At 41.2% G+C, this 13,188-nt stretch carries 13 protein-coding genes; 8 read left to right on the plus strand and 5 right to left on the minus strand.

What is annotated here, in order from left to right:
* Positions 1 to 216: 216 nt before the first annotated feature.
* Entirely contained in the window at positions 217 to 768 is a 552-nt protein-coding gene (gene def, locus CUU66_RS20775; RefSeq protein WP_101645311.1) for a peptide deformylase, read from the minus strand.
* Between the two features lie 161 nt (positions 769 to 929).
* On the minus strand, positions 930 to 1,052 hold the full coding sequence (locus CUU66_RS20780; RefSeq protein ID WP_101645312.1) for a YjcZ family sporulation protein: 123 nt from the start codon (positions 1,050 to 1,052) through the stop codon (positions 930 to 932).
* Positions 1,053 to 1,276: 224 nt separating this feature from the next.
* On the opposite strand from CUU66_RS20780, the gene CUU66_RS20785 reads away from it, so the two are divergent.
* The 5 genes from CUU66_RS20785 (at position 1,277) to lpdA (ending at position 7,394) form a co-directional block, all read left to right on the plus strand.
* Positions 1,277 to 1,921 carry a YkyA family protein gene (locus CUU66_RS20785; RefSeq protein WP_180955379.1) on the plus strand — a complete coding sequence of 215 codons (645 nt, stop codon included), beginning with the start codon at positions 1,277 to 1,279 and terminating at the stop codon, positions 1,919 to 1,921.
* Between the two features lie 495 nt (positions 1,922 to 2,416).
* Positions 2,417 to 3,535, plus strand: a complete 1,119-nt coding sequence (gene pdhA, locus CUU66_RS20790; protein WP_101645314.1) for a pyruvate dehydrogenase (acetyl-transferring) E1 component subunit alpha — start codon at positions 2,417 to 2,419, stop codon at positions 3,533 to 3,535.
* Between the two features lie 3 nt (positions 3,536 to 3,538).
* Positions 3,539 to 4,516 (plus strand): alpha-ketoacid dehydrogenase subunit beta, encoded by a 978-nt coding sequence (locus CUU66_RS20795; RefSeq protein WP_101645315.1) that lies wholly within the window; start codon positions 3,539 to 3,541, stop codon positions 4,514 to 4,516.
* A 148-nt stretch (positions 4,517 to 4,664) separates the two neighbouring features.
* On the plus strand, positions 4,665 to 5,981 hold the full coding sequence (locus CUU66_RS20800) for a dihydrolipoamide acetyltransferase family protein (protein WP_101645316.1): 1,317 nt from the start codon (positions 4,665 to 4,667) through the stop codon (positions 5,979 to 5,981).
* A gap of 3 nt (positions 5,982 to 5,984) precedes the next feature.
* A complete protein-coding gene (gene lpdA / locus CUU66_RS20805; protein ID WP_101645317.1) occupies positions 5,985 to 7,394 on the plus strand; it encodes a dihydrolipoyl dehydrogenase in 1,410 nt (469 codons plus the stop codon).
* 550 nt (positions 7,395 to 7,944) lie between these two features.
* Here lpdA and CUU66_RS20815 read toward each other — a convergent pair.
* A complete protein-coding gene (locus CUU66_RS20815; protein ID WP_101645319.1) occupies positions 7,945 to 8,916 on the minus strand; it encodes a nuclease-related domain-containing protein in 972 nt (323 codons plus the stop codon).
* A gap of 332 nt (positions 8,917 to 9,248) precedes the next feature.
* Entirely contained in the window at positions 9,249 to 9,683 is a 435-nt protein-coding gene (locus tag CUU66_RS20820; RefSeq protein ID WP_101645320.1) for a DUF1885 family protein, read from the minus strand.
* Between the two features lie 281 nt (positions 9,684 to 9,964).
* Between CUU66_RS20820 and CUU66_RS20825 the strand changes: the two genes are divergently transcribed.
* Positions 9,965 to 10,093, plus strand: a complete 129-nt coding sequence (locus CUU66_RS20825; protein WP_101645321.1) for a GapA-binding peptide SR1P — start codon at positions 9,965 to 9,967, stop codon at positions 10,091 to 10,093.
* Positions 10,094 to 10,141: 48 nt separating this feature from the next.
* Here the strand turns inward: CUU66_RS20825 and CUU66_RS20830 are convergent, their stop codons facing one another.
* Positions 10,142 to 11,614 carry an aminotransferase class I/II-fold pyridoxal phosphate-dependent enzyme gene (locus tag CUU66_RS20830; protein WP_101645326.1) on the minus strand — a complete coding sequence of 491 codons (1,473 nt, stop codon included), beginning with the start codon at positions 11,612 to 11,614 and terminating at the stop codon, positions 10,142 to 10,144.
* A gap of 141 nt (positions 11,615 to 11,755) precedes the next feature.
* Between CUU66_RS20830 and CUU66_RS20835 the strand changes: the two genes are divergently transcribed.
* Positions 11,756 to 12,736, plus strand: a complete 981-nt coding sequence (locus tag CUU66_RS20835) for an NAD(P)H-dependent flavin oxidoreductase (RefSeq protein WP_101645322.1) — start codon at positions 11,756 to 11,758, stop codon at positions 12,734 to 12,736.
* 39 nt (positions 12,737 to 12,775) lie between these two features.
* Entirely contained in the window at positions 12,776 to 13,051 is a 276-nt protein-coding gene (locus CUU66_RS20840) for a UPF0223 family protein (protein WP_101645323.1), read from the plus strand.
* The last annotated feature ends 137 nt before the right edge of the window (positions 13,052 to 13,188 follow it).

The raw sequence follows: 13,188 nt of genomic DNA on the forward strand, positions 1-13,188 counted from the left end.
AATTAGTGCCAGTATGCCTTCCGATCAGCATTTGATAAATCAATCACTTAACGCTGGTTAAAGATCACGAAATATTAAAAATACCTCTCCTCTGTGAATGATTACCTGGTTTCAGGCCAAATGAATCATGGTATGGGCTTTCCCCCTAACCGGGTAAAAAGGAAAAGCTTCAGAAAAGGAAAAAGCCATCAAGGAAATGATGGCTTTTTTAAACTCTTATCTTTCTATCGGTACTCCATCAATCGGTTCATATGGATTCGCATCGTTGATGTGGTCATAAAACATGACTCCGTTCAGGTGATCTATTTCATGCTGGAAACATATCGCCGGCAGTCCTTTTAATCGCAGTTTGACCGATTCACCCTCTAAAGTAGTGCCTTCAACGGTTACTCGTGCATATCTTGGGACGTATCCTGGAACTTCGCGGTCAACTGATAAGCATCCTTCACCAGCGGTCAGATAGCTCTTCTCGACAGAGTGGCTCACGATTTTTGGGTTGAACAAAGCATAGCTGATGATGTCTCCTTTTCCATCTGGAACCTGGACTGCTATCATTCTTTTTGAAACATTAATTTGAGGAGCAGCCAGACCGATACCGGGGCGCAGGCCATACATTCCTGCGATTTCCGGGTTTTGGCTGTTTTGAACATATTCCATCATGCTTTTAAGAGTAGCTTTATCTTCCTCGCTCGCAGGAAGAGGGACAGGTTCTGCAACTTTTCTTAAAGTTGGATGTCCTTCCCTTATTATATCTTTCATTGTAATCATTCTAATACCCCCATAAAAACACAAAAATATGTACCATTAAGTGTAGCAAATAATCATTTAAAAGTTAATCATTACGGAGTTCTGTTGCAGTATATCGTGAAAAATTTCAGTCCAGGCAATCACCTGGACTGGTGGATCTAGAATAAAATGTCAAAGTATTATCAGAAAGGGAAGCATGCACCCACGATAATTAGAAGAATAAATAATACAACCAGTAAAGCGAAGCCTCTTCCAAAGCACCGCCCATAGCCTACAGGGTAGCAGTACCCGCCGTATCCGTACATAAGAAACTCCTCCTGTCTTTTTTCTCCTGATGTCCAGTGACTCTAACAGACAGCCATTTTGGGTGTTCATCAGGTCTAATATAGCCTATGCATATATGACCTAATTGTGTAGGCAACTGCCTATTTTTACGTATTTTTAGTAAATGCCGTTTGTTATAATAAAAGAACAGGCTGAGAGGATTTTAAAAGAAGAATTAGCCTAGTATACCTGTATGGGGGTCAGCATGCTGTTAGAACAGGGTTTGCGTTTAATTAAATGTCTGCTTTTGTTCGCCATTTTGATTGCACTTCAGGGCTGCACAGGTAAGACCCAGGAAGATAAAATAATTCAGACCCTAGACAAGGCAGCTGCGGCTGAAAAGAATTTTAATAACCTGCAATTTCAGCTTATGGAGCTGGAGAATAAGGAAAAGCAGCTATATGATCGTATGATCAATACAAACATGCAGGAATATGACAGCATTGTAAATCTTTCAAATAAAGCAATTACTAATATTCAATCCCGAAATAAAAAGCTGAATCAGGAAAATAAAGTGATGAGCCAGTCAAGGGAAGTTTTTTACGAAATAAAAAAGCCGCTCGGAGAAATGAAAGAAAAAAGGAATGTGCAGCTTATATATACAATCATGTTAAATAGATATAAGGCGCACGATAAGCTGGTTGAATATTATAGAGAAAGCATTCAGGAGGACCTTGTGCTGTACGATATGTTTAAACAGAAGAAACTGGAGTTTGAAGAACTGGAAACCCAGATTGACCAGATCAATCAGCTTTATGATAAAGTGAGAACGGAGAATGACAGATTCAACAAGTTAACAGACCGGTATAACAAAGAGAGAAAAGCTATTATTGAACAGTACAACAAATGATGGTTTAAATAGGTGATATCACTGCGGCATATAGAATGCCGCTTATTTTTTTGGATTATTTTTGGAATGTCAGGAAAAATTAAATAAGTAAACATTCAATCACATCGTTTTTTGAACAAGTCAATTATTTTTACATAAGGAGGTTTATATAGTACAGTTAACTTGTCTGATATGTAACAGATGTTAGTTTACCTGTTTAAAGCGTTAGCAAAAAAACATTTTTTGATGATTTTATCGATTGTAAACCTAGTGTTTGACTATATTAATTAAGTTGTTGTAAACTGATAAAGGAAAATAAAGCATTGTATCATTATTAAAATTGATTTTATAGATACAGGGTTAATTCAACAGCATGACAATAAGCGGGGATGTTTCGCTCCTACATATAGTGGAAAATAGTGTATTGGCTGTAAAATAGGGTGGATATCCTAGACTTTAATATCATGTAAATGCTTTATATAAAAACCTTTTAATTTGAAAGGATGGGTGGCACAGATGGCTGGTAAAGCACAGAAGGCAGCACAATTTGATGTCAAAGAACAGTTTGAAGCTGTAGAAAACCAATTTCAGACACTTCAAATTCTTAATGAAGAAGGAGAAGTTGTAAACGAAGCAGAAATGCCTGAACTTTCTGATGAGCAGCTTCAGGAATTGATGAAGCGCATGGTATACACTCGTATACTTGATCAGCGTTCTATTTCACTTAACCGTCAAGGACGTCTAGGATTCTATGCGCCGACTGCCGGACAGGAAGCTTCACAGCTTGCATCCCAGTTCGCATTAGAAAAAGAAGATTTCATTCTTCCTGGATACCGTGATGTTCCTCAATTAATCTGGCATGGTCTTCCATTGTCACAAGCGTTCTTATTCTCTCGCGGTCATTTCAAAGGAAACCAGATTCCTGAGGGAGTAAATGTAATTTCTCCTCAAATTATCATTGGTGCTCAAATCATCCAGGCAGCCGGTGTTGCACTTGGAATGAAAAAGCGGGGCGCTAAATCAGTAGCGATCACTTATACAGGTGACGGCGGAGCTTCACAAGGTGATTTCTACGAAGGAATCAACTTTGCAGGTGCGTTCAAAGCTCCAGCAATCTTTGTTGTTCAAAATAACCGTTTTGCGATCTCAACTCCTGTTGAAAAGCAGTCTGCTGCTAAAACTATTGCTCAAAAAGCTGTTGCTGCAGGTATCCCAGGAATCCAGGTAGACGGAATGGATCCACTGGCTGTTTACAAAGCTGTGAGCGATGCCCGCGAACGAGCAGTAAATGGAGAAGGTCCAACACTTATCGAAACACTTACGTACCGTTACGGCCCGCATACAATGGCTGGGGATGACCCAACACGCTACCGTACTTCTGATCTTGATAATGAGTGGGAAAGAAAAGATCCTTTAGTTCGTTTCCGTAAATTCCTTGAAGGCAAAAAGCTTTGGAACGAAGATATGGAAAATGAAGTCATTGAAAGAGCGAAAGAAGACATTAAAAATGCTATCAAGGAAGCGGACGCAGAGCCTAAACAAAAGGTAACTGACTTGATGGAAATCATGTATGAAGAAATGCCTAACAACTTGAAAGAACAGTATGAAATTTATAAAGAAAAGGAGTCGAAGTAAGCCATGGCTCAAATGACAATGGTTCAAGCAATCAATGATGCATTGCGCAATGAACTCAAAAACGATCCAAATGTATTGTTATTTGGAGAAGACGTAGGTGTAAACGGCGGTGTGTTCCGTGTAACTGACGGACTTCAAAAAGAATTCGGTGAAGATAAAGTATTTGATACTCCGCTTGCTGAATCTGGTATCGGCGGTCTGGCTATCGGTCTTTCCCTTCAAGGATTCCGTCCGGTTCCTGAAATCCAGTTCTTCGGATTCGTATTTGAAGTAATGGATTCCATTGCCGGCCAAATGTCACGTATGCGCTACCGTTCTGGCGGCCGCTACAATATGCCTATTACAGTGCGCTCTCCATTCGGGGGCGGCGTTCATACTCCTGAACTTCACTCAGACAGCTTAGAAGGCCTTATGGCTCAAACACCAGGATTAAAAGTGGTTATCCCATCATCTCCATATGATGCAAAAGGACTTTTAATTTCATCAATCCGTGATAACGATCCAGTTATCTTCCTTGAGCACTTGAAATTATACCGTGCTTTCCGTGAAGAGGTTCCTGAAGAAGAGTATACTCTTCCAATCGGTAAAGCAGCTGTAAAACGTGAAGGTTCTGACCTTTCTATCATCACTTACGGAGCTATGGTTCACGAATCTCTTAAGGCTGCTGAAGAGCTTGAAAAAGAAGGCCACTCAGTTGAGGTTATTGATCTTCGTACAATCATGCCTCTTGATGTTGATACAATCATTGCTTCTGTTGAGAAAACGGGCCGTGCGATTGTTGTACAAGAAGCACAGCGCCAGGCTGGTATCGCTAGTAATGTAATCAGCGAAATCATGGAGCGTGCGGTATTAAGCCTTGAAGCACCTGTATTGCGTGTTGCGGCTGCAGATACTGTATATGCATTCTCTCAAGCAGAATCAGTATGGCTTCCAAACTATAAAGATGTCATTGAAACTGCTAAAAAAGTTCTTAACTTTTAATCTTTAGCTTTCATTGTGTAAAAAGCTCTCTCGAATTCAAACAGAGAGCTTTTGCATGGGAATGGAAGAATGAAAAAGTTTTAAGAAAAGTTAGTTTATATTATTTTCAATCAAAAAGAATTTACGATAATATTAGGAGGTCAAATCCATGGCATTTCAATTTAAGCTTCCGGACATCGGTGAAGGTATCCGCGAAGGCGAAATAGTGAAATGGTTTGTAAAACCTGGAGATAAAGTACAAGAAGACGATGTTTTGTGCGAAGTGCAAAACGATAAAGCGGTAGTAGAAATTCCGTCCCCAGTTGAAGGTACTGTATTAGAAGTTAAGGTAGACGAAGGCACTGTTGCCGTTGTTGGCGACGTGTTAATTACGTTTGATGCACCTGGCTATGAAGACCTTCAATTCAAAGGTGACGATCATGGTGACGAAGGTGCCAAGGCTACTGAAGAACAAGTTCAGTCTACAGGCGAAGCTGGCCAGGACGTCCAGAAGGAAGAGACAGCAGCACCAGCAGCTCAAGCTGATGTGGATCCTAACCGCCGTATCATCGCTATGCCGTCTGTTCGTAAATACGCACGTGAAAAAGGTGTTGATATCCGCCTAGTTTCTGGATCTGGCGACAACAACCGTATCCTTAAAGGTGACATTGATGCATTCTCACAAGGCGGACAAGCAGCACCAGCAGCCGCTGAAACTGCAGCACCTGCAGCTAAAGAAGAAAAAGCAGCAGCACCTGCAGCCGCAGCAATCCCAGAAGGCGAATTCCCAGAGACTCGCGAGAAAATGAGCGGAATCCGTAAAGCCATCGCTAAGGCAATGGTTAATTCTAAGCACACAGCTCCACACGTTACATTAATGGATGAAATTGATGTGACTAAACTTGTTGCACACCGCAAGAAGTTCAAAGAAGTGGCTGCTGCAAAAGGAATCAAGCTTACATTCCTTCCGTATGTAGTAAAAGCATTAACCAGTGCATTGCGTGAATTCCCTGCGTTGAACACATCTATTGATGATGCAACAAGCGAAATCGTTCACAAGCATTACTACAACATCGGTATCGCTGCTGATACTGAAAAAGGTCTTCTTGTTCCTGTCGTTAAAAATGCGGACCGCAAATCAGTATTCGCTGTTTCTAACGAAATCAATGAGCTTGCTGGTAAAGCACGCGATGGTAAATTAGCTCCTGCAGAAATGAAAGGCGCTTCTTGCACAATCAGCAACATCGGTTCTGCTGGCGGACAATGGTTCACTCCTGTAATCAACCATCCTGAGGTTGCAATCCTTGGTATCGGCCGTATTGCAGAAAAGCCAGTTGTTCTAAACGGTGAAATCGTTGCTGCACCAGTATTGGCTCTATCTTTAAGCTTTGACCACCGTATGATTGACGGAGCTACTGCTCAGAATGCATTGAACCATATCAAACGTCTATTGAACGACCCAGAACTATTGTTAATGGAGGGGTAACAAATGGTAGTAGGAGATTTCCCAATTGAAACAGATACTCTTGTCATAGGCGCAGGCCCTGGGGGCTATGTAGCTGCTATCCGTGCAGCACAGCTGGGACAAAAAGTAACAATCGTAGAAAAAGCAAATATGGGCGGAGTCTGCTTAAATGTTGGCTGTATCCCATCAAAAGCTTTGATCACTGCTGGACACCGTTATGAGCATGCTCTTCACTCAGAAGACATTGGGGTTATTGCAGAGAATGTGAAGGTTGACTTCTCTAAAGTTCAAGCTTGGAAAGCTAGCGTAGTAAACAAGCTTACTGGCGGTGTTGAAGGCCTTCTTAAAGGAAACAAAGTTAACATCGTTCGCGGTGAAGCTTATTTTGTAGACGAAAACAGCATCCGTGTTATGGATGATAATTCTGCACAGACTTACACGTTCAAGAATGCGATTATTGCTACAGGTTCAACTCCAATTGAACTGCCTGCATTCAAATATTCTAACCGTGTAATCAACTCTACTGGTGCACTTGCACTTAAAGAAATTCCTAAATCAATGGTTGTAATCGGCGGAGGCTACATTGGTACAGAGCTTGGCGGAGCATACGCTAACTTTGGAACAAAAGTTACAATCCTTGAAGGTATGGATGATATCCTTGCCGGTTTTGAAAAGCAAATGTCTTCATTGGTTGCGAAGAACCTTAAGAAAAAAGGTGTAGAAATCGTAACTAAAGCCTTGGCTAAAGGTGTTGAAGAAAGCGAAAACGGCGTAGTAGTAACTTACGAAGCTAAAGGCGAAACTAAAACAGTGGAAGCTGACTACGTTCTAGTAACTGTAGGAAGACGTCCAAACACTGAAGAACTTGGCCTAGAGCAAATCAACGTTAAAAAGTCTGAAAGAGGACTTATTGAAATCGACAAGCAGTGCCGTACAAGCGTTAAGAACATCTTTGCAATCGGTGATATCGTCGAAGGACCGCCACTTGCACACAAAGCTTCTTACGAAGGTAAAATCGCTGCTGAAGCAATTGGCGGACACCCTGCAGAAATCGATTACCTTGCAATCCCAGCTGTAGTATTCTCAGATCCTGAATTGGCATCTGTAGGCTACACTGAAAAGCAAGCCAAAGAAGAAGGCCTTGATATCGTTGCTGCTAAATTCCCATTTGCAGCTAACGGGCGTGCATTGTCTCTAAACAGCACTGACGGATTCATGAAACTGATCACTACCAAAGAAGACGGCGTAGTTATCGGTGCACAAATCGCAGGTGCTGGTGCTTCTGACATGATTTCTGAGCTAAGTCTAGCAATCGAAGCTGGTATGACAGCTGAAGATATCGCAATGACTATCCACGCTCACCCAACACTTGGTGAAATCACTATGGAAACAGCAGAAGTTGCTTTAGGAATGCCAATCCATATCATTAAATAATTGAACATCAAAAACACCCTTGCCGGATCCGGCAAGGGTGTTTTTTTATGAACTGGAAGGGGCGCTGACCAGGGTATTGGTGACCCTTTGCTGCAAATGAATCCTCATGAAAATGTCCAAGCTGTAATACACATAATATATGAAGATTCAGGATAGGCGAATTGGAGCTGAGGACACTTGAAAAGTTATATAGTCTTCCTTTTCCAGACCATAGTCTGGAGTGGATACACACTGGCCGAATGGCTTTCCAACCATGACCGGATTGTCTACAAAATCACCATGTTCATCATCTTCTGCTACCTCGCACTCATCATAGGAAAAACCATCTTAAAATCCAACAAACGAACACTCATCATCACATGTACAAGCCTGGTGTGCCATGGCTTGATCACTCTTTGTCTGCATAGTTTTGTGCCGGTGCGGGTTTGATTAGGTTTGTGGTCGTGAGATTATTATGTTTGTCTTAAATAATCAGGGCTTGGCCTTGAAATAATTAATTAATCTGTGAATGCCTTGCAATAATTAATTGGTCGAGTGGGGTTATTGAATTTTACTTTGAGGCAGGGGGCTGGTGGTAGACTGTGCCTTTTGTGGAGCCTGTGGTGGGGAGGTTCATTGTGGCTAGTAATCTTGATGCAATATGCCTTGAGTTCAAGTTAATAAACTTTCTAAATTGACTATTTGTAAAGGTTCCGTTAAAAAGCATAAAATAATCCTCAACAGCTTTAATGTGAGCATCTTTAGAATATAGGCAGCATTTGCTGCAAAACCACGTACGTTTTACTCGCTCCATCAAGTTATGTTTACATCCGGGACAATACACCCCTTTAACAAGCTCATCTTCATGAATTTTATATTTTTCTAACACATTAATATTTAAGACTGTATGATTGTGAACTATCGCTTCCTTTAATTGATTCAAGTTATGTAGATTTATTAATTTTTTTGTGTAAATGTTTTTGTATTCATTTATTTTTGTGAGCAGTTTTGCTGCATGACAAACTCTTTCTATGCTCGTTGGATATTCAGGTGAGGACTTTATGATGGATGAAGGGTTGCTTACTACCACTAAATTTTCGACTGGTATAGAAGGATAGCCATTCAATTGTAGCCAGGACATGAACTGGAACCGTTGACGTTCTGATTGAAGGATAGGATCAGGAAACCCCTGTTCTTTGTTATTATAAGTCCGAATAAGCTGACTATAATTCCCTTCAAAATATAAAGTCCCCGAGATATTTTTAATTTCTAGGATTAGAGCAAAGTAAGGGGAGAGTATAAGAGAATCAACTTGAAAGTAATATCCTTCTATAAACAGCCTTACATCATGAAAAATAAAATAATCTTTATGAGGCAGCTGATTCAAATAATACTCTATGGACTGTTCTCCCTTATATCCTGCCAGCCTTTTTGATAATTCTGCTTCGATAATTGAACGCTTCGGGTGATTGTTGCTCAACCTCCTTAACAATGTTTCGGTTTTGATTACCATATCGGGAACTTGTCTAACTTTTATAATCACATAGATCACTCCTGTTTATGGTTCATATTACTTCCTTATAAGGGGAGCTGAAAAATAATTGTAACGTATAACGAAATAATTGCTACGTATAGCCAAATAATTGTAGCGTATAAAAAATTAATTGCGCTAAACCTCATTTTCAATCGGAACTAAAGCATCCGCTAACAATTTATTGCGCGTATATTCGTAAATTGCGTTAAGCAAATCAAATATGCGCTAAGTAATATCTATTTGCGCGGAGGCAGTAACACAATACCTTATTAAGAACCTCACCCTAGGAACTGCAGAATCCGCTGCCAAATCAAAACAGCCGCGCCTGCGGCTGTGGCCCCTTATCTCCTTGGATAGTAATACATGACCCGCCCGTTAAAGAGGTGGAGTTCGCCTTTTAGTTTTTTGGCGAGGAATTTGCTGAATTCGTTGGCTTTTCCTTTGTCCCCAAAGGTGGAGGACTCGGGCAGGGTGATTTGTATGTAAGATTGAATTTTCTCTGTTTCGTCGTCTAAGAGGATTTTTTCTGTGGAGACTCCTAGAATGATATGTTTGTAGCGGTCTTCTCTAGATGCTAGGTAAAACCAACCGCTGGAGTCCTCGGGAGTTTCTTTGATTTCATATGGAAAGGCTTTGTCGCTGTAATTCCATTCTACCTGCTTGCCCGTCTTCGAGGTGATGTCTTTATAGTAGCGGAACCATTCTTTTAATTCATCAAGAGTGACGGTTTGCTGGGTGGAGCTGTCCACAAGTTTAATGTATGCGTTTTCAGACATAACAACTACCTCCTTATATTTAACTAATTTTAACACTGCCATAACTATTTTTACATTATTTTTAGGTCAAACAAAAAGGGACTGCCATAAAAATCTTATTAAATATATACATACTTTTACAAAAGTATGACTAATTCAACATGAAAAATGGGCAGTATTTTTGTGAATGTTACATACAATTAACCCTTGATTTTTTAAAAGTGATATATTATTATAGATTTATAAGGTATAAAGCGCTTTCATAATGAGTGACCAAAACATTTTAAAAGGGGTTTGAAAATATGGGGATTATTGTTTGTCAAACTTGCAACACAACTATTGATCATTATGAGGATGAAAAGGTAAATGTTCTGTATTCGGCAAAGTGCGATTGCTGCCACAGTGATGAACAGAGGCAGGAAACAAGATAAATAAATATAAAAAAAACCTTGCCCGGCTTATGCCTGACAAGGTTTTTTTTATTTAATGGCCTGCTGTTCTTTTATCACTCTGAGGTATTTTAGGTCACTGTCTTCTGGACCTTGTACCGGCAGCCCCGCTTCAAGGTTGGTCTTGATGTAGTAAAGATTTTCTTTAGTGATGATCTCACCAGGGATAAAGATCGGTATGCCTGGTGGGTATACCATAATGAATTCTGCAATGATTCTTCCCTCAGACGCATCAAATGGAATGGTTTCTGTCTGAGCATAAAAGGCATCCCTTGGGGTTAAGGCTAGTCCTGGGATGGTGGGGAGGATCATAGGGATTTCTTTATGTTCTTCTGCATAATTCTTGAATTCTACAGTAAGATCCTTCATGGCATGTATTAAAGCCTCGGCATCCTTTTGAGTATCACCAGGAGTAACGATGCAGAGGATGTTATATAAATCCGAAAGCTCTACTTCTATATTGTGTTTTTCTCTGAGCCATTTTTCTACGTCATAACCGTTTAAGCCGAGCTTCTTAATTGAAATGATCAGCTTGGTTGGATCATAATCATAAGTAGCCTTACTACCCAGAATTTCATCTCCGACACAATAGAGTTCGGGTATATTGTTAATTTCTCGGCGGATATAGTTTGCCATGTTGATGGTTTTTTCAATCAGTTCACGGCCCTCTGTAGCAAGCCTTTTTCTTGCTACATCCAGGGATGCAAGCAGGATATAGGATGTAGATGTAGTGGTAAGCATGCTCAGGATGGACTTAACCCGGTTGACGGAAACCAATCCTTCTTTTACATTCAGGATTGAGCTTTGCGTTAAAGAACCTCCCAATTTGTGGACACTTGTTGCAGCAAGATCGGCACCTGCCTGCATAGCCGACATAGGCAGATCTTCGTGAAAATGAATATGAACGCCGTGGGCTTCGTCAACAAGAACAGGAACGTTGAAAGAATGGGCAATCTCTACGATTCTTTTCAAATCAGCAGAAATGCCGAAATAAGTTGGATTAATCACCAATACCCCTTTTGCATCGGGATGCTGGTTTAAGGCTTTTTCAACTGAGTCAGTGGTGATTCCATGGGATATCCCTAAATTATGGTCGATTTCAGGATGAATGAATACGGGTACCGCACCTGCAAACACAATCGCTGACATGACGGATTTATGGACATTCCGTGGTACGATGATTTTGTCTCCAGGTCCACAGACTGACATGACCATTGTCATGATGGCACCGCTTGTTCCTTGCACGGAGAAAAAGGTGTGATCTGCGCCGAATGCTTCAGCAGCAAGGACGTGCGCTCTATGTATCATTCCTTTTGGAGAATGGAGGTCGTCTAGGGGCGCAATATTTATTAAGTCAATGGAGAGAGCATTGTCTCCAATAAATTCTCTGAATTCAGGATCCATGCCCTGTCCCTTTTTATGGCCGGGAATATGGAATTGAACAGGATTTTTCTTTGCATGTTCAAGTAATCCGGTAAAAAGGGGTGTTTCGTTCTGAGTCAATTTCATAAACACCTCTTCGCTTAATAGTATACTTTTGCTGTTAATCCTTGTTAGTATTAACAAAACAAGTGAATTATAGCATTTGTTTAGTTTTTTGCATAGAGAAGATAGTTCATCCTCATTAAGTTTTTTTCAGCATTTATGGATAAAGGGGAGGTTTTTTTATTGTGGCAGACAAGGGTTTCTAAGTTATTGAATATTGAATATCCCATCATACAGGGAGGGCTGGCTTATCTCGCATATGCGGAACTGGCTGCTGCGGTTTCGAATGCTGGGGGACTAGGGCAGATCACTGCTATGTCCCTGGATAATCCCAACGAGCTTGTCAGCGAGATCCATAAGGCAAAACAGCTGACCGATAAACCGTTTGGCGTGAATTTTGCTATTGGCCAGCACGGCAGACCTTTTGAACATTTTGTTGAGGCTGCTCTCAAAGAAAATATAGAAGTTATGTCGATTACGGGCGGCAATCCTGCTCCTTTTTTTAAAATGCTAGAAGGTACAAACGTCAAAAAGCTGGTGCTTGTGGCCGCAAGAAGGCAGGCAGAAAAAGCCGAGCAGCTCGGTGCGGATGCAGTAATGGTGGTAGGACAGGAAGGCGGAGGCCATCTGGGGAAAAGTGATACCGGAACCATGGTGCTGATTCCCCAGGTAGTAAATTCTGTCAGTATCCCGGTTATAGCTTCCGGTGGTATCGGGGACGGCAGGGGATTAATGGCTGCCCTCGCCCTCGGAGCTGAGGGCATAGAGATGGGCACACGGTTCATCGCAACCAAAGAATGTGTACATGCTCACCCTCTGTATAAAAAAGCCCTTATAGAGGGAACTGAAAATGATACGATTGTGATCAAACGCTCACTCGGCGCTCCTGCGCGCGCAATAGCCAACAGCTGGACTTCAAGGCTGATAGAATTGGAAAAGCAGGGAGCCGTGTATGAAGATGTAAGGGATTATATCAGCGGGACTGCAAATAAAAATTACATCTATGACGGTAATGTCGAAAACGGGTTTGCCTGGGCCGGACAGGTTATGGGTTTAATCCAAGATGAGCCGGCTGCGGGCGATCTGATTCGGGCGATCATCAGTCAAGCTGAAGAAATTCGAAGAAATTGGGCACTTTAATAGCAGCGGCAATAAATCAATAAAGCAGGTGACATATAGATGGACTACCAATACCCAATTGATTATAGCTGGTCGACCGATGAAACAATTGCTGTTATTCATTTTTTTGAATCAGTTGAGCAGGCGTATGAAAAAGGAATATCGAAAGAGCAGTTTATGGATACGTACCGCCGATTTAAGGAGATTGTTCCAGGGAAGGCTGAAGAAAAGAAGCTGACTGGTGAATTTGAGGAAATCAGCGGCTATTCTTCCTACAAAGTGCTTCAAAAAGCAAAATCCGCAGAAGAAGGCGCGCGGCTCAGCATGCAGTCATAGCCTTAAAACAAAAGCCTTCTTGGTCTCCAAGAAGGCTTTCTTTAAAATTAGTATACATATGGTCAAGTTACTGTTGAAAAGCACCGTTCTCCGCTTTTCTATTTGTCCAGCTGCGAACTGACACCTTCGGTCATAAG

The sequence above is a fragment of the Peribacillus deserti genome (assembly GCF_002863585.1).
GTDB lineage: Bacteria > Bacillota > Bacilli > Bacillales > DSM-1321 > Paraperibacillus > Paraperibacillus deserti_A.

Bases quoted from the DNA above. Each gene is read 5' to 3' on its own strand.
- CUU66_RS20795 (WP_101645315.1), top strand. From the start codon at position 3,539: ATGGCTCAAATGACAATGGTTCAAGCAATCAATGATGCATTGCGCAAT.
- lpdA (WP_101645317.1), top strand. From the start codon at position 5,985: ATGGTAGTAGGAGATTTCCCAATTGAAACAGATACTCTTGTCATAGGC.
- def (WP_101645311.1), bottom strand. From the start codon at position 768: ATGATTACAATGAAAGATATAATAAGGGAAGGACATCCAACTTTAAGA.
- CUU66_RS20840 (WP_101645323.1), top strand. From the start codon at position 12,776: ATGGACTACCAATACCCAATTGATTATAGCTGGTCGACCGATGAAACA.
- CUU66_RS20800 (WP_101645316.1), top strand. From the start codon at position 4,665: ATGGCATTTCAATTTAAGCTTCCGGACATCGGTGAAGGTATCCGCGAA.
- pdhA (WP_101645314.1), top strand. From the start codon at position 2,417: ATGGCTGGTAAAGCACAGAAGGCAGCACAATTTGATGTCAAAGAACAG.
- CUU66_RS20785 (WP_180955379.1), top strand. From the start codon at position 1,277: ATGCTGTTAGAACAGGGTTTGCGTTTAATTAAATGTCTGCTTTTGTTC.
- CUU66_RS20820 (WP_101645320.1), bottom strand. From the start codon at position 9,683: ATGTCTGAAAACGCATACATTAAACTTGTGGACAGCTCCACCCAGCAA.
- CUU66_RS20780 (WP_101645312.1), bottom strand. From the start codon at position 1,052: ATGTACGGATACGGCGGGTACTGCTACCCTGTAGGCTATGGGCGGTGC.
- CUU66_RS20835 (WP_101645322.1), top strand. From the start codon at position 11,756: ATGGATAAAGGGGAGGTTTTTTTATTGTGGCAGACAAGGGTTTCTAAG.
- CUU66_RS20825 (WP_101645321.1), top strand. From the start codon at position 9,965: ATGGGGATTATTGTTTGTCAAACTTGCAACACAACTATTGATCATTAT.